Annotated in this window: 1 protein-coding gene (cut by a window edge); it reads right to left on the bottom strand. The window is 68.5% G+C overall.

What is annotated here, in order from left to right; genetic code table 11:
* Positions 1-19,109: the 5' portion of a non-ribosomal peptide synthase/polyketide synthase gene (locus AC5Y7E_RS13085; RefSeq protein ID WP_499949318.1), read on the bottom strand. It extends 12,091 nt beyond the left edge of the window; the window shows 19,109 of its 31,200 coding nt (coding positions 1-19,109); the start codon lies at positions 19,107-19,109; its stop codon lies off the left edge, out of view.

Raw genomic sequence — 19,109 nt, 5'->3', positions numbered from 1 at the left:
TCCGGCGCCAGGTCCTCATTGCGCCCGTGGCCCTCGACATCGATACCGATCGGCGCCGCACCGGTACCCGCGAACTCTGCCACCGCCAACGCGAAGGCGATCAACAAAATGTCCTGCGCCCCCGCGTGAAACGCCGACGGCACCTCGCCGAGCAGCATTCGGGTGGTCTGGACATCCAACGACATGGACAGGTGCCCCGCCGTGGCAAAGGTATCCACCGCCGGCTGAACGGCCGGCAACACGGCCGGGGGAGCCGCCACACGTCGCCAGGCATCGGCCTGGTCCATCACTGCTGGGCTGCGGGCTTGTTCGGCCAGCAGCGCCGCCCAGCGGGCGAACGACGTGCCGGTCACCGGCAGGTCTATCGGTTGTCCGCCGCGATGCTGCGCCCAGGCGATGTTGAGGTCCTCGAGCAAAATCCGCCACGAGACCCCGTCGACGGCCAGGTGGTGAACGATCAACACCAGCTGGCTGCTGGAGCCCACCCACAGCGCGCTCAACATGACACCGGCGGCGGGGTTCAGCCGCGCGCGGGCCGCGACGAGCGCCTCCTCGGAGAGCACCTCCACCCGTTGCAGGCACGAAGCGGCGTCCACCGAACCGGCCTCGGGCACCCGCATCGACCAGGCCCGGGCGCCATCGTCTTCGACGCGCAACCGCAGCACGGCGTGCCGATCCAGCAGCGCCTGCACCACCACCACCACGTCCGCCTCGGTCGCCCCTGCCGGAGCCTGCACCACCACCGTCTGATTGAACTGATCCACCGGACCAGCGACCTCGGCCAGCCAACGCATGATCGGCGTAGCCACCACCGGCCCGACGCCCTCATCCACCAAGCCCTCGGCCTGGGCCACCCCGGCGACGCGCGCCAACCGGGCCACCGTCTGCTCGACGAAAATGTCACGCGGCTTGCACACCAGCCCCGCCGCCCGCGCCCGCGCCACCACCTGCATCGACGAAATGCTGTCGCCACCGAGCTCGAAGAACGAATCATCAACCCCGACCCGCTCCAGCCCCAGCACCTCCGCATAAATGCCGGCCAGGACCTCCTCGACCGCATCACCCGGCGCCCGATAACGCTCCTGATCGGCGTAGTCCGGCGCCGGCAACGCCCGAGCGTCAAGCTTGCCGTTGGCCGTCCGCGGCAGCGCGTCGACCACCACCACGGCGGCCGGCACCATGAAGGCCGGCAGCCGCTGGGCCAGCACGGTTCGTATCCGGGTGGGATCCGTGGCGCCGGTGACATAGCCGACCAGGCGCTTGTCGCCGGGGCGGTCCTCGCGCGCGATCACCGCCGCCTGGTCCACACCGTCCACACCCATCAACGCCGTCTGGATCTCGCCCAATTCGATGCGATACCCGCGGATCTTGACCTGCTCATCGGCACGACCCAGATAATCCAACTGCCCGTCGGCGCGCCACCGCACCAGATCCCCGGTCCGATACATCCGCGCGCCAACGCCACCGAACGGACACGCCACAAACCGCGACGCGGACAACCCGGGCCGACGCAGGTAACCCACCGCGATCCCATCGCCGGCGACATACAACTCACCCACCACACCCGCGGGCACCCGACGCAACCACCCATCGAGCACGAACAACGCCGCCCCCGGCACCGGCGACCCGATCGACGGCGCACCCGACCCCGCGACCAACGGAGCGCTGACCGAGGCGCACATCGTCGTTTCGGTGGGGCCGTAGCCGTTGAGCATCACCCGCCCGGCCGCCGCCCACCGATCCACCACCTCGGCCGGACAAGCCTCACCGGCCACCAGCAACGCCGTCGACTCCAAACCATCGGGTGACAGCATGGCCACCGCCGACGGGGTCTGGGCGAGCACGCGGACCTGCTCGGCGATCAGCAAAGCGTGCAGATCTTCCGGCGAGCCGGCCACCGACTCCGGCACGATCACTACTCGTCCGCCGCCCAGCAACGGAACCCAGATCTCCCACAGCGAGAAGTCGAAGGCATAGGAGTGACATTGCGCGAATGCCTGCTCGGCCGGGGTGTAGACAGCCAGCGACGACATCATCTGGGCCATGCTGGCCTGGCTGACCGCGACTCCCTTGGGCACACCGGTGGTGCCAGAGGTATAGATGAGGTACGCGATATCCTCCGGGTCCGGCATCGGCAGCCCGGTGCTCGGCTGGGAAGCCACAGCGGGGTCGTCGATGTCGATGACCGCTAACCCATGGCCTGCTAGCCGCCCGACCCGATCCGCGGTGGTGACCGCGGCGATCGGGCGGGCGTCGGCGAGCGTGAACTCGATCCGCGCCGCCGGCGCCGCCGGGTCGATGGGCAGATACGCCGCTCCCGTCTTGAGCACGGCCACCATCGCCACGATCGCCTCGGCGGAACGGGAAAACAGCAGCGTCACGCATTCACCCGGGCGCGCGCCGTGACCCACCAGCACGTGCGCCAACCGATTGGCCGCCTCGTCGAGTTCCCGGTAGGTCAGCGACAAGCTGCCGGATACCAGCGCGACGGCATCCGGAGTTCGGGCCACCTGCGCGGCAATCAACGCGGGCATCGACACCGGCGCGGTCGCCGGTCGGGTCAGCGCAACCCCGTTACCCATCTCGTCAAGCCAGCCGCGCTCCGAGTCATCGAGCAGGTCGATCGATGACATCGGCCGCGTGGGATCGTCGGTGATCGCCGCAAGCACCCGCTCCAGCCGGCGCACCAGCGACTCGATGGTGTCAGCGTCGAAGACGTCGGTGCGAAATTCCACCGCACCGCCGATCCCGGCGGGCGTCCCGTCCTCGCCGAAGCGCTCGGCCAACGAGAAGGTCAGGTCCATGCGGGCGGCGTGGGTTTCCACCGGCAACGGCGTCACCTGCAGATCGCCCAAGGCCAATCCGTCGGCGGCAGTTTCGTAGCCGGGCAGGTTCTGCCAGGCCAACGCCACCTGGACCAGCGGATGATGGCTCAGGTTCCGGTTCGGGTTGAGCCGCTCGACCAGCGCCTCAAAAGGCACGTGCTGATTCTCGAACGCCTCCAAGCTGCGTGCGCGAACCTGGGCCAATACCTCGGCGGCGGTGGGATCCCCGCCGAGCTGCACTCGCAGGATCAAGGTGTTGATGAAAAAGCCGACCAAGTCGTCCAGGGCGGGATCGGTACGCCCGGCGGCCGCGAACCCGACCGCCACGTCGGGGCTCCCGCTGATTTTGGAGAGCAACACCGCAAGCGCGGCCTGAACCACCATGAAGCTGGTCGTGTTGTGCTCCCCGGCCAGTCGGCGCACCCGTTGCTGCAGCTCGACTGGCCAGTCCACGATCACGTTGGCACCGCGCTGATCAGCGACCAGCGGATACGGCCGGTCGGTAGGCAGCTGAAGGCGCTCGGGCATCCCGGCCAGCGCATCCTCCCAATAGGCCAGTTGCGCCGCGATACGGCTGTCGGTGTCCTCGAGGTCGCCGAACTGGGCTCGCTGCCACAGCGTGTAGTCGACGTACTGGGCGGGCAGCGGCGCCCAGCCCGGAGGCTGTCCGGCACACCGGCTGGCGTAGGCCAGACCCAGGTCGCGCGTCAGGGGGGTCATCGACCAGCCGTCGGCGGCGATGTGATGCACCACGATCACCATCAGGTGCTCATCCGGGGCGACCCGGAACAACCGCGCCCGGAAGGGAATGTCGCTGGCCAAGTCGAACGGCTGTAGCGCTGTCTCGCTGATGGCCTCTTCCAGCCGGCCGGCCGGCCAGGCGCTCGCGTCGACGACGTGCCATCCGATTTCCGCCCGTTCGGGCGCGATCACCAGTTGGTGTGGAATTCCCTCCGGCGCCGGGAACAGCGTGCGCAGGCTCTCGTGGCGACCGACGACATCGACCAGCGCCGCACCCAATACCCCGGGGTCTAACCGCCCGCTCAGCCGTAACGCCGCTGCCATGTTGTAGATCGGTGACGGGCCCTGCAGCTGATCGAGGAACCACATCCGGTTTTGGGCAAACGACAAGGGCAACAGCGCGGGCCGTTCAACCGCGACCAGCGGCTCCAGCCCGCCCCCGTCAGTGCCGATACGGGCCGATAACTGGGCCACGGTCGGCGCTTCAAACAAGGTGCGGACCCCGAGCCCGGCGTCCAGGGTTGCGTTGATCGCGGCGACGACTCGCATCGCGGACAGCGAATCCCCGCCCAGGTCGAAGAAGGAGTCGTCGATGCTGACGTGCTCGAGTTCGAGGACTTGGGCGTAGATGCCGGCGAGGATCTCCTGGGTGGGGCTTTCCGGGGCGCGATACTGACCGACGCTGTACTCCGGAGCCGGCAGGGCGCGGACGTCGAGCTTGCCGTTGGGTGTCAGGGGCAGCGCCTCCAGGGCGATGACCACCGCGGGCACCATGTAGGCGGGCAGCCGCTCGGCCAGTGCGGCGCGGGCCCGGGCCGGCTCGGCAGTGCCGGTGACGTAACCCACCAGTCGTTTGTTGCCCGGGCGGTCCTCGCGGGCGACGACGACGGCCTGCTGCACCCCGTCGAGTGCGGCCAGCGCCGCTTGGACCTCACCGACCTCGATGCGATACCCGCGGATCTTGACCTGTTCGTCGGCACGGCCGATATACCGCAACTGCCCGTCGGCACCCCAGCACACCAGATCGCCGGTGCGGTACATGCGTGTTCCCCGGCCGCCGAACGGGCACGCCACAAACCGCGCGGCCGTCAAACCCGAGCGACCCAGGTAGCCGGCGCCCACCCCGGCGCCGGCCGCATACAGCTCCCCAACCACCCCGGGTGGCACCGGACGCAACCAGCCGTCCAACACGAACAGCGCCGCGCCCGGCACTGGCGAACCGATCGGCACCGCGCCGGTCCCGGGCGTCAGCGGCGCACTGATCGCCACACACATCGTGGTCTCGGTCGGTCCGTAGGCGTTCACCATCACCCGCCCCGGCGCCCACCGCTGGACCACCTCGGGCGGGCAGGCCTCACCGGCCATCACCAAGGCCACCGACTCCAAGCCCGAAGGCGACAACACCGACACCGCCGATGGCGTCTCGGTCAACACGCTGACCCGCTCGCGCACCAGGACCTCGTGCAACGCTTCCGGTGCGCGTGCCACCGACTCGGGCAGCACCACCAGTCGCCCACCGCGCAACAGCGCGCCGAAGATCTCCCACACCGAAACGTCGAATGCCAGCGAGTGACTGTGCGCCCACACCCCCGCCGGCGGCAGGCCCGCGTCCAACGACCCCAACAGCTCGGTCACGCCGCGGTGGGTGACCGCCACTCCCTTGGGCACCCCGGTGGTGCCCGAGGTGTAAATCAGATACGCGATGTCCTCGGCCCCCGGCACGGGCAGGGCGGTGCTGGGTTGTTCGTCGGCGGCGGCGTCGTGCAGGTCGATGACCGACAGGCCATGGCCGTCCAGCAGTGACCGCAGCTCTGCCGTGGTGATGGCTGCCACCGGCTGGGCATCGCCGAGCATGAATCCGATCCGCGTGGCCGGCAACGCCGGGTCGATCGGCAGGTAAGCAGCTCCCGCCTTGAGGATCGCCAACATCGCCACGACCGCCTCGGCCGATCGCTCCACCAGCAGGGCCACATACCCGCCGGGGCCAACACCGTGACCAATGAGCAACTGCGCCAACCGGTTAGCGGCTACATCGAGCGCGCGGTAGCTCCACGTCGCCTCACCGCAACTGATCGCCACCGCGTCCGGCGCGCGCATCGCCTGCGCCTCGAACAGGGCCGGGATCGAGGCCGCCCCGGCCGGCGGCTGGGCCAGCACCGCACGGTTGGCGCGCTCATCAAGCCACGCGCGCTCGCGCTCGTCGAGCAGACCCACCGACGACAGCCGCAGCGTCGGGTCGTCGGTCATCGCCATCAGCACGCGCTCGAACCGCCCGACCAACGCGACGATGCTGTCCGCATCGAAGACATCGGTCCGAAACTCCACCGTTCCGCCGATTCCGGCGGGCTCACCGCCCTCGGTCCAGCGTTCGGCCAGCGAGAACTCCAGGTCCATCCGGGCGGTTTGGCTGTTCACCGGCAGGGGTGTGACACGCAGCGTGTCCAAGGTCAGCCCGGCGGCGGGGTCAGCGCTGACACCGGGCAGGTTCTGCCAGGCCAACATCACCTGGATCAGTGGGTGATGGGTCATGCTCCGGGTGGGGTTGAGCCGCTCCACCAGCACCTCGAAGGGCACGTCTTGATGCTCGTACGCGGTGAGGCTGCGCCGCCGGATCTGTGACAGCAGGTCGGCAAAGCTGGGGTCACCGGCCAGATCGACCCGAAGAACCAAGGTGTTGACGAAGAAGCCCACCAGCTCATCCAGGGCGGGATCGGGCCGCCCCGCGATCGGGAAGCCCACGGCCACATCGCTGCTGGCGCTGATCTTGGACAGCAGCACCGCCAGAGCGGCTTGCACCAGCATGAAACTGGTCGCGCTGTGCTCGCGAGCCACGCTTTCCAGCCGGCGCTGCAGCTCCGCCGGCCACTGGACCGCCAGACTGGCGCCGCGCTGGTCGGCCACCGGCGGGTAGGGCCGATCGGTGGGCAGCTCCAGGCGCTCGGGCATGCCGGCCAGCGCATCCTGCCAGTAAGCCAGCTGCGCGGCGATGCGGCTGTCGCCGTCGTCCAGCGCCCCAAGCCGCTCGCGTTGCCACAGCGTGTAGTCGGCATACTGCACCGCCAACGGCGCCCACCCGGGGGCCTGCCCCGCACACCGGCTGGCATACGCCACCCCCAGATCACGCACCAGCGGCGTCAGCGACCAGCCGTCGGCGGCGATGTGGTGCACGACGGCGACCAGCACATGTTCGTCATCGGCGACCCTGAAAAGGCATGCGCGCATGGGGATTTGGGCGCCGAGATCGAACCGGTGGCCCGTCACGGCCGCGATGGACTCGGCCAGCTGGCCGTCCGGCCATCCGCCGGCGTCAACGACCTGCCAGCCGAAGTCCGCCCGCTCGATGGGGACGACGACCTGTTGCGGCACGCCCTCGACCGCCGGGAACAGCGTGCGCAGGCTTTCGTGGCGGGCCACCACGTCGGCCAGCGCCACCCCCAGCGCGGCGGCATCGAGCTCGCCGTCCAGCCGCAGCGCTGCCGCGATGTTGTACATCGGTGAGGGCCCTTGGAACTGGTCGAGGAACCACAAGCGGCTCTGGCTGAACGACAGCGGGACCACCGCAGGCCGCGCACCCGCGACCAATGGCGCGACCCTGCCGGCATCGCCGACGATGCGCGGTGCCAGCTGGGCGATCGTGGGCGCCTCGAACAAGGTACGCACCGGAAGGCCGGCGTCCAGGCTGGCGTTGACGGCGGCGATGACCCGCATCGCGGACAACGAATCACCGCCCAGGTCGAAGAACGAGTCGTCGACGCCGACGCGCTCGAATCCGAGGACTTGCGCGTAGATGCCGGCCAGGATCTCTTCGACCGCGTCACCGGGGGCGCGATATCCGCCCGCGGCGTAGTCGGGTGCCGGCAGGGCGCGGGTGTCGAGTTTGCCGTTGGGGGTGATCGGCAGCGCCTCGAGCTTCACCACCGCCGCCGGCACCATGTAGGCTGGCAGCCGCTCGCCCAGGACGCTGCGGGCCGCGGCCGGGTCGGCGCTGCCCGTGACATAACCCACCAGGCGCTTGTCGCCGGGGCGATCCTCGCGGGCGATCACCGCCGCCTGTTCCACCCCGTCCAGCGCGGCCAGAGCCGAACGCACTTCCCCGAGTTCGATGCGATACCCGCGGATCTTGACCTGCTCGTCGACGCGCCCGAAGTACCGCAGCTGCCCATCGGCGCCCCAGCACACCAGATCACCGGTGCGGTACATGCGTGTTCCCACGCCGCCGAACGGGCATGCCACAAAGCGCGTCGCGGTCAGGCCGGCCCGGCGCCAGTACCCGAATCCGACGCCGCGGCCCGCCAAGTACAGCTCGCCGACCACCCCGCCGGCCACCGGACGCAACCACGCGTCCAGCACAAAAAACGCCGCACCCGCCACCGGCGAGCCGATCGGAGGGGCCCCCGACCCCGCCTGCAAGGGCGTGCTCTTGGACAACCACATCGTCGTCTCGGTCGGACCGTAGACGTTGACCATGACCCGGCCCGGTGCCCACCGATCCACCAGCTCGGGCGGGCACGGCTCGGCACCGATCACCAACGACGTCGACGGCAAACCCTCCGGTGGCAGCATCGCGACGGCCGAGGGCGTCTGGGTAAGGACGCTGACCTGCTCGCCGACCAATAGTGCGTGGAACTCTTCGGCGGAGCGCGCTACCGCGTCGGGCACCACCACCAGGCGTCCACCGTTGAGGAGCGCACCCCAGATCTCCCAGACCGAGAAGTCGAACGCATAGGAGTGGAACTGTGTCCACACCTGCCCCGGCGCCCCCAGATCCACACCGAGGTCCAGACCGTCGAATAGCTGGGCGACGTTGTGCTGAGCGACCGCCACCCCCTTGGGCATCCCGGTGGTGCCGGAGGTGTAGATGATGTGGGCGGTCTCATCGGGGTGAGGTGCCGGCGGCGCGGTCAAGGGCTGAGCGCCGACAGTGGGGTCATCGACATCGATGACGGTCAGGCCGAACCCGCCGAGGCGCTCGGCCAAACCAGCGGTGGTGATCGCGGCGACCGGGGCGGCGTCGCCAACCATGAACTCGATGCGCGCGCTCGGTAGCGCCGGGTCGATCGGAAGATACGCGGCCCCGGTTTTGAGCACCGCCAAAATCGCGACGATCGCCTCGGCCGAGCGGGGAAAGAGCAGGACCACCGACTGTCCGGGGCCCACACCGCGGTCAATCAGCAAGTGCGCCAACCGGTTACCGGCCTCGTCTAGCTTCCGGTAGGTCCACGACTGCTCACCGCACACCAGCGCCACCGCGTCGGGCGTGCGCCCCGCCTGCGCGGCGAACAAGGCCGGAATCGACGCTTTGCGCCCCGGCCGGCTCAACACCGCCCGGTTGCCCCAGCGATCGAACCGGGCGTGCTCGGCCTCGGTGACCACATCGACCGACGACAACGACCGCCCCGGATCGGCTGTCATCGCCGTCAACACCGTCCGGAATCGTTCGACGAGCGCCTCGACGCTGGCCGCATCGAACACATCGGTGCGGAATTCCACCACCCCGCCGATCCCGGCGGGCGCGCCGTCGTCATCCCAACGTTCGGCCAACGAGAAGGTGAGGTCCATGCGGGCGGTCTGGGTGTCCACCGGCAGGGGCGTGGCTTCCAGATCGCCCAAGGTCAGCCCGGCGGCATTAGTGTCCTGCCAGTCGAAGTTCTGCCAGCCCAACAACACCTGTACCAACGGGTGATTGGTCAGGCTGCGGGTCGGGTTGAGCCGCTCGACCAGCAGCTCGAACGGCACGTCCTGGTGCTCGTAGGCGGCCAGGCTGCGGCGGCGTACCTGCGCGAGTAGCTCGGCGACCGTGGGGTTCCCCGTTAGATCGACGCGCAGCACCAAGGTGTTGACGAAGAAGCCGACCAGCTCATCGAGCGCGGGGTCGCGGCGCCCGGCAATCGGGAAGCCCACCGCCACATCGGTGCTGCCGCTGATCTTGGACAACAGCGCGGCGAAAGCGGCCTGGACCACCATGAAGCTGGTGGCGCTGTGTTCGCGGGCCATCCGATGAACCTGCCGCTGCAATTCGGCAGGCCAGTCCACGCTCAGCCGGGCACCGCGCTGATCGGCAACCATCGGATAGGGCCGGTCGGTGGGCAGCTCCAGCCGCTCCGGCATCCCCGCCAGCGCATCCTGCCAATAGGCCAACTGCGCGGCGATGGGGCTTGCGCTGTCGTCGACATCGCCGAGCTGGTGACGCTGCCACAACGTGTAGTCGGCGTACTGCACCGCCAACGGCTGCCAGCCCGGGGTCTGTCCCGCACATCGGCTGGCGTACGCCATACCCAGATCCCGCACCAGCGGGGTGATCGACCAGCCGTCGGCGGCGATGTGATGCACGGCGGCCGCCAGCACGTGTTCTTCAGCGCTGATTCGGAACAACCGTGCCTGCAACGGAATCTCGTTCCCCAGGTCGAACGGGTGCCGAGCGACGGCTTGCATCGCCTCGCTCAGTCGGCCTTCCGGCCACCCCGCGGCGTCGACGACCTCCCACCCGAAGTCCGCTTGCCCGGCGGCGAGCACGATCTGCCGAGGTGTGCCCTCGGTCGCCGCGAACACCGTGCGCAGGCTTTCATGACGGGCCACCACATCGGCCAGCGCGGCACCCAGCGCGTCGGCATCCAGCCAGCCGGTCAGCCGCAATGCCATCGTCATGTTGTAGACGGGCGAGGGCCCCTGGAACTGGTCGATGAACCACAACCGGTTCTGCGCGTACGACAACGGGACCACCGCGGGCCGCTCCCCGGCCACCAATGGTTCCAAGCGACGCGCATCCCCACCGATGTAAGGCGCCAATTGACCGACGGTGGGCGCCTCGAACAGGGTGCGCACCGAAAGATCGGCACCCAGGCCGGTGTTGATCGCGGCGATCAAACGCATGGCCGACAGCGAATCGCCGCCCAGGTCGAAGAACGACTCTGCGACCCCCACCCGCTCGAGCCCGAGGACCTGGGCGTAGATGCCGGCCAGAATCTCTTCGACCATCCCGGTCGGGGCGTCGTAAAGATCGGCATCCTGATACTCGGGTGCCGGAAGCGCCCTGCGGTCGAGCTTTCCCGAGGAGGTCAACGGGAACTCGTCGAGCACGACGATGTGCGTCGGCACCATGTATTCGGGCAGCCAGGCGCTCAATCTCTGACGGATCGCGCTGATCTTGGTGTTGGTATGGGGTTCGTTGTGGGTGCCGCGCTGGGCCGCCCGAGGCAGATAGAGGTCCGTCAACGCCGGGGTGCGCTCACCGTCGACGGGAACGACGAAAACGGCATCCAGCGTTCCGGGTTGGGCCCCCCACGTGACGGCCGCGTGGTATCCGGTGTCTTCGCCTACACGATGCAGCTGTTCGGCGGTGGCCGCATCGGGCATGCCCTGGGCGAGAGCGTCGGCCAACGGCAACCCGGCCGCCAGGCCGCGCTCGATGCGGACGTCGCTGATCACTCCGGTGCGGGGAATCTCGGCAATGCGCACCGCGGCGGGGCGCTCGGCGAGCAATCGCGTCCGCAGCCCGTCCAGGCCGCCGCATTCCGTCCACGGCCAGCTGGGCGCCGCGGCCAGTGAGCGCACCGATGCGGGGGTTTTGTGGATGACGACGTCGTAGCGGTACCGGTTGAGTTCGTTGTCGGCGAGGCCGCGTTTGACGTGGATCTCGAGGCCACCCACCGACGGGTGGTCGGCGGCCAAGGTGGTGAAATACTCTGGCGCCAAGAGCAATTCGGGTTCGCCGAGCACGGCATGCTTGACGCGCCGGCGGACCTCGGCGGCGTCGCCGGCGTCGGCGCGGGCCAGCGCGACGGCGGTTTGGAACGCGCCCTGCAGGCTGTGGTTGCGGACATCGCCGAGGAACAGCGCGCCGCCGGGGGCCAGTAGTTCGATGGCGTTGTCGATGACCTCGGTCAGGTACCCCGCGTTGGGAAAGTACTGGACGACCGAGTTGACGACGACGGTGTCGAAGCGGCCCTGCGGCAGCGTCTCGGTGACGTGTGCCGGCTGCGCCAGCAGTCGCACCCGATCGCGCCACGAGATCTGCGACGACTCGAGCGAACGGCCCAGATTCTCGATGACAACCGCCGACATGTCGGTGGCGACATACTCTTCGCAGTGCGGGGCGATCTGTGACAACAACAGCCCGGAACCCACGCCGATCTCCAACACCCGCTGTGGTCGCAGGGCCTTGATCCGGTCCACGGTGGCCGAGCGCCACTCGACCATCTCTTCGAGCGGAATGGGGTCACCGGTGAGGCTGCTGTTCCAACCCCGGAAGTCCATGCCGAAGTCCGGCACCTCCGCCTCGGCGCCGTAGAGCTCGTCGTAGAGCTGGTGCCACTCTTCGACGATTTCGACGTCGCCGTCCGGCGCGGTGGTGTGTTTGAGGGTGATGTAGGCGACGAGGTGGTCGCCGGTGTCGCCGTGGTGCACGGTGGCGGCGGCCTGCGCCACCTGTGGGCACGCCAGCAAGGTGTTCTCGATTTCACCCAATTCGATGCGCTGCCCGCGCAATTTGATCTGGGCGTCGGCGCGGCCGACGTACTCCAGGGTCCCGGCCGACGTCCACCGCACCAGGTCACCCGTGCGGTACAGGCGCGACCCGGGTTCGCCGTGGGGGTTGGCCACAAATCGTTCCGCGGTCAACTCGACCCGGCCCACATAGCCGTGCGCCAGCGCGGGGCCGCTCAGGTAAAGCTCCCCTAGCACACCGACGGGCGTCGGATTCAGGAAGCCGTTGAGTACCAGCGCACGCACCCCGGGGATCGGCGCCCCGATGGTGACCGGCTGCCCCGCCGACAGAGGGGCGCAGGTCACCCAGATGGTGGTCTCGCTCGGACCGTAGCCGTTGAACATCTGCCGGCCCGGCGCCCACGCGGACACCACCTCCGGCGGGCAGGCCTCACCGACAGCGACCAGCGTGCCCAGCTCGCCCAGGCGGTCGCGATCCAGCGACCACAACACCGTCGGAGTCAGGATCGCCGCGTTGACCCGCTGCTCCTGGAGCAGGTTGGTCAAGGCATCGCCGGCATACACCTGCGGCGGCGCTACCACCAGCGTCGCCCTCGACGCGGCGGCCAAAAGCAACTCGCCCACCGACGCGTCGAAGGTCGGCGTGGCCACCATCAGCACGCGTGCGCCTGCGTCCAACCCGAATAGATTGCGTTGCGCCGCAGCCCAACCCAGCAGGCCGGCGTGGCTGACCGCCACGCCCTTGGGGGCGCCGGTGGACCCAGAGGTGAAGATCACGAAGGCGGTGTCATCCGCCCCGAGCGCCGCCAGCCGATCAGCGTCGGTGACCGGGTCCGCGCTAGGCCCGGACAGGTCGAGGGTGTCGACGCGCAGCACCGGGCGCGCCCCTGACCCGGGTACGGTGTCACCGCCACAGGTCAACACGCATGCCGCGGACACCGTGTCCAACAGCGTGGTGATCCGCTCAACCGGATGGGCCCGATCCACCGGCACATAGACACCGCCGGCCTTGACCACCGCCCACCAGGCCACGACCAGTTCCAGGCAGCGGCCCATGGCCACGCCCACCGCGCGCTCCGGACCGACGCCGGACTCGATCAACACCCGTGCCAGTCGCGTCGACCATTGATCGAGCTCGCGATACGAGACGGCCCGGCCGCCGTCCAGCGCCGCGACCGCGTCCGGGTCGGCGCTCACCGCCGCCGCCAGCAACTCCGGGGCCACCCCGACCGGCGCCACCACCTGAGCACCGGACCACCGGGACAACACCAGTTCCCGCTCACCGCGATCGAGCAGATCCACCGTCGACAGCGGCCGGGTGGGATCTGCGGTCATCGCTGCCAACACCCGCTGCATCCGCTCGATGAGCGCCTCGATCCTGGCCGCGTCGAAGATATCGGTGTCGTACTCGACGCGCAGGTCTATCTCGCGGCCCGGCAGGGCTTCCATGGTCAACGGGTAGTGGTTGTATTCGAGGTTGGTGAATTCGGTGATGGCCAACGCGTCTCCACCGGCGTCCGACGGCACGACGGTGTCGATCGGGTAGTTCTCGTACACGAAGAGCGTGTCGAAAAGCTGTTCATGACCGGTGACGCGATGAATGTCGATCAGCGCCAGGTGCTGGTGCTCGAGCAGATCGTTGTGGGTTCTTTGCAGCTGGGCCAGCAGGTCTGCGGTGGTGGTCGTCGCCGTGATCCGTACCCGCACCGGCACCGTGTTGATCAACAGTCCGACCATCGACTCGGCGCCGGGCACTTCGGACTGGCCCGCCCGGGAGCGCGGGGTGCCGAACGCGACGTCGTGTTGACCGGTCAGTGAGGTGAGCAGCAGCGCCCAGGCGCCCTGCAGCACCGTGCTGACGGTGGCGTGGCAGGAGCGCGCCAGCTCCGTGAGCGCCTGCGTGGTCGGCTCGGGCACGCTAGCCGATGCGAAGCCCCGCCGCCCCCGTCCCAACCGATCCGCAGGGCCGACGAGCGTGGGAATGTCCAAGCCTTCCAACGCATCACGCCAGGCCGCGCGGGCGGCGTCCAGGTCGCGGTCGGCCAGCCAGATGAGGAAGGTGCGATACGAGACCGTCGCGGACAGCGGCTGCTCGTAGTAGCTGGCGAATATCTCCCGCAGCAAGATCGGCAGCGACCAGCCATCCACCAAGATGTGGTGAAAGGTAAGCACAAACCGGTGCCGGCGCTCTGCGGTGCGAATCAGGGCGGCGCGGAAGACGGGGCCGCCGGCGAGGTCGCGGACCGCGTCGCGCTCGGCGGCGGATATGTCGTGGATCAACTCATCCGCGTCGGCATGATCTGACATGACGTCGCCGCCGGCGGCACGAAGATCGACAAACCGCCACTGCGCCGCGGGATCGGCCGGGATGACTTGCACCGGCTCGTCGAACTGCGTGCGAAACCGCGCCACCAAGTGGGGATGCCGGTTGACCACCACGTGCACCGCGTCGCGCAGCCGGTCGGGGTCAAGGGCGCCGCTGAGGGTGAAATCAAGCTGCAGCGCATACATTTCGTCGTCGCTGCCGTGCGCCGTGCTGGCGTGAAAGAGCAGCCCCTGTTGCAAGGGGGTCAGGGGCAGCACGTCGGCGATCCGCTCTTGCCGGCACAGCTCGTCGATCTGCTGCTGGCTGAGGCGAGCCGGTGCGATGTCGGACGGCGTCAGGCCGCCCCCACCGGCCCGCACATGCGCGCAGATACCGGTCAGTGCGTCAAACCACAACTGGCTCAACCGGTTAACCGCCGTGCGATCAAGGGCCGAGGGCGCCCACGTCCAATCGGCGTGCAGATACGGGCCGGTGTCGGCGTCGACGGTGCCGGCGTTGAGTTCCACGGTGTGCGCCAGCGGCATGGGAGTCGCCCCGGCCGCACCGGTGAGCGACCAGCCTTCCCGGCCGAACCGCCACCCGTCACCGGAGCGGTCGCCCGCCGGGGCGCCAAAACGGCCCAGGTAGTTGAAGCCGATCACCGGATCCGACCCGCCCAGCTCGACGTCGGGGTTCAGGTAGCGGAGCAGGCCGTAGGTCAGCCCGTGCGGCAGGGCGCGCAGCTGTTCCTTCGCATCCTTGAGTACCGCCCCCAAGGCCGCCTCGCCGGCGAGAACCTGACTCCAGTGCAAGCCGCCGACCCCCAACGACACGGGGTATTTGGTGGTGAACCACCCCACCGTGCGCGACAAGTCCACGTTCGCGCCGAACTCCTCGTGACGCCCATGGCCCTCGACGTCGATGGCGATCGGCGCGCCGCCGGTACCCACAAACTCCGCCGCCGCCAACGCGAACGCGATCAACAGGATTTCGTGCACCCCGGCGTGAAACGCCGCGGGCACCTCGCCAAGCAGCATCCGGGTCGTCTCGACATCCAGGTCCAGCGAGAGTTGCCCGGCCGTGGCGTAAGTATCCCGTTCGGGTTGCACGGCGGGCAGCGCCGCCGGGAGCGCTGCTGGCCGCCGCCACGCGTCGGCCAGCGCGGCGATCTCGGGGCTTCGCGCTTTGTGGGCCAGCAGCGCCGCCCATCTGACGAAGGACGTTCCCGTCACCGGCACGTCGACGGGCTGCCCCGAGCGGTGCTGAGCCCAGGCGATGTTGAGGTCCTCCAGCAAGATCCGCCAGGAAACCCCGTCGACGGCCAGATGGTGAATGATCACCACCAACTGGCCGGTGGAGCCGACCCATAGCGCGCTGAGCATCACGCCGGCCGCCGGATTCAATTGCGAGCGCGCCGTTTTCAACGCCTCATCGGAGAGCGCGGGCACCGACGACAGACACGCGCCGGCATCTGCCGAACCCGCTTCGGGCACCTGCAACGACCAGCCCCCCGCGCCGTCGTCGTCCACCCGCAGGCGCAACATGGGGTGCCGATCCAGCAGTGCCTGCAGCAGCACGACGACATCCGCCTCGGTCGCGCCGGCGGGCGCCAGCACCACGACCGTCTGGTTGAACTGTTCTACCGGGGCGTCGACGTCCTGCAGCCAGCGCATGATCGGCGTGGCTACCAGCGGCCCGATGCCCTCATCGATCGGGCCGGACTCGCGGTCGGTCACCGCGGCCACGAGGGCCAGCCGGGCCACCGTCTGCTCGACGAAAACGTCGCGCGGGCGGCACAGTAGGCCCGCGGCACGGGCTCGCGCCACCACCTGCATCGACAGAATGCTGTCGCCGCCCAGCTCGAAGAACGAGTCGTCGACGCCGACGCGCTCGAGGCCCAGTACCTCGGCGTAGATGTCGGCCAGGATCTCCTCAACGGCGTTGCCCGGCGCGCGGTAATGGTCGGCGTCCTGATACTTCGGTGCCGGAAGGGCGCGGGCGTCGAGCTTGCCGTTGGGCGTCAGGGGCAATACATGCAATGCCACTACCGCCGCGGGGACCATGTGGCCGGGCAGCCGCTCGGTCAGCGCGGCGCGGATCGCTGTCGGGTCGACAGCGCCCGTGACGTAACCCACCAGGCGCTTGTCGCCGGGGCGGTCCTCGCGCGCGAGCACCGTGGCCTGCTGCACTCCGTCCAGCCCGGCGAGCGCCGCCTGAACTTCGGCCAGTTCGATGCGGTATCCGCGAATCTTGACCTGCTCATCGGCGCGCCCCACATACCGCAGCTGCCCATCGGGACCCCAAGACACCAGATCGCCGGTGCGATACATCCGCATCCCCGGCTTGCCGAACGGACACGCCACAAACCGCGATCCGGTCAGCCCCGCCCGTCGCACATACCCGTACGCCACGCCTCGACCGGCCACGTACAACTCACCGACCACGCCCGCCGGCACCGGGCGCAGCCAGCCGTCCAGCACGAACAGTGCGGCTCCCGACACCGCCGCCCCGATCGGCGGTGTCCCCGATCCCGCCGCGAGTGGCGCAGTCATCGCCGCATACACCGTGGTCTCGGTCGGACCGTAGGCGTTGACCAGCACCCGTCCCGGCGCCCATCGATCCACCACCTCGGCCGGGCACGGCTCACCGCCCACCAGCAACGCCGTCGACTCCAAGCCTTCGGGTGCGAGCACCCCCACCGCCGAGGGCGTCTGAGTCAACACGCTGACGTGTTCACCGACCAGCAAGGCATGAAAGTCCTCCGGCGAGCCCGTCACGTCTTCGGGCACCACCACCAGCCGTCCCCCGTGCAGCAGCGCGCCCCAGATCTCCCATACCGAGAAGTCGAAAGCGTACGAATGACATTGCGTCCATACCTGTTTCGGCGGCAGGCCCGCGGTGAGGGAGTCGAGCAGCTGAGCCACGTTGTGCTGGGCGATGGCCACCCCTTTGGGCGCCCCCGTGGTACCCGAGGTGTAGATGATGTGGGCCACGTCGTCCGGCGCCGGCGCCGGCAGGCTCGTCGACGGCTGATCGAAAATAAAGGGGTCGTTCACGTCGATGGCCCGCAGGCCTTGCCCCTGCAGCCGTTCGGCCAGCCGGGCGGTGGTCAGCGCCGCGGCCGGCTGCGCGTCGCCGAGCATGAACTCCAGCCGCGCCGCCGGCACCGCGGGATCGATGGGCAGATAGGCGGCTCCGGTCTTGAGCACCGCCAAAATCGCCACGATCGCCTCGGCCGACCGCGGCAATAACAGCGCCACACACGCGCCCGGCCCGACCCCGTTCCCGGCCAGCACGTGCGCAACCCGATTGGCGGCCTCATCCAACTCCCGATAGCTCCAGGAGCGCTCACCGCACACCAGCGCCACCGCCTCCGGGGCCCGCAGCACCTGCGCCCCGAACAACTGCACAACCGAGACCGCCGCGGGAGCCGGCTCGGTCAACAGCGCACCGTTGCCCCACCGATTCAGGCAGGGCTCCTCGGCGACAGCTAACGCGGTTATCGACACGAGCCGCCGGGTGGGCAATTCCGCCATCGCGGCCACGATCCGTTGCAACCGGTTTGCTAAGTCCGCAACATCAAAATCCGCGAATGGGCGCCCGGTGCCAAGGGAGCTGAGCAGATGCTGATCACCGAATCCGAGGAAGAAAAAACCGAAATTACCCACCGGCCCAAAAGTGGTGTATTCCGCGGTTCCGGGCGTATCAGCGAAGCTGAGATTGATCCTGCCCAGGATGTGATTGACGACCACACGATTCGCCGCTTGCCGTGGATCACGAGAGTTGCCTTCACCGTCCAGAACCTGCACCGGAAACCGCTGATGGCGCAACGTTTCTCGGATCCGGGAATCGACGTGCTTACAGAAGTCGGCGACCGAGGATCGCGGCGACGTCTTCAAAACGAGCGGTACAACCCCAGCCACCATTCCCGGCAACAGCTTCGACTCAGGGCGGATGCGCCTGCTGACGGGGAAGTCGAGCACCACCTCTTCGGAACCGTTGGCGGCGAACCCGTGCACCAGTAGAGCACACGCCGCGGTCAGGACCGACGATCGACGGATGCCCAACGCTTTTGACAGCGTCTTGATTTGCCCGGCGACGGCCGAATCCAGTTGCGCAGGGGCGGAAGGCAAATAGGAATTGCGTTCGGAGGTCGCTTGGGGCAATCGATAATCCGGCTCGCTGCCCGAGGGAAGGTTCTGCGCCCAATACGCTTGATCGTCCAGATAGTCAGCGGACTCTTCGTATCGCAGCTCTTCGCCAACCAATTCCTGCAGCGTTCCGAAGAAGGCAGGAGAAACGTTTGTGCCAGATGCCAGTGCGGAATACACGGCCGCGATCCGGCGACCCAATAGCGAAATGCCCAATCCATCGATGACTATGTGATGAAAGCATCCGAGCCAGTAGTACTCGTCGGTTCCGGTTTGGAACAACGCGAATTTGAACAGCGGCCCGGTGAGCGGCAGGGGTGTCTGTTGGATTGACAATGCCTTCTCGCGGGCTTCATGCACGGGATCGTGCGAACCGGTCAGGTTGTAATAGTCCAGCTCGACATCCGGATAGTCGATAACCTTTTGGAAGACTTCGCCGTCCGTCTGAAAGAATGTCGCCCGGAGTGTTTCGGCCTCGCCCACCACTCGCCGAATAGCGCGCTCTAAAAGGGCACGGTCTAAGCTGCCCTCGATCCGCACCAGCACGCCCAGCTGCCACTCGGCGTCGAAGTGACTGGTTTGCTGCGCAAGCCAGATGGCCATCTGGCCCCGCGTCAACGGAAGGACACGCTCGGCATCGCCCAT

The sequence above is a fragment of the Mycobacterium sp. NGS17 genome, assembly GCF_059813205.1.
This window is presented reverse-complemented; position numbering and strand designations above follow the sequence as displayed.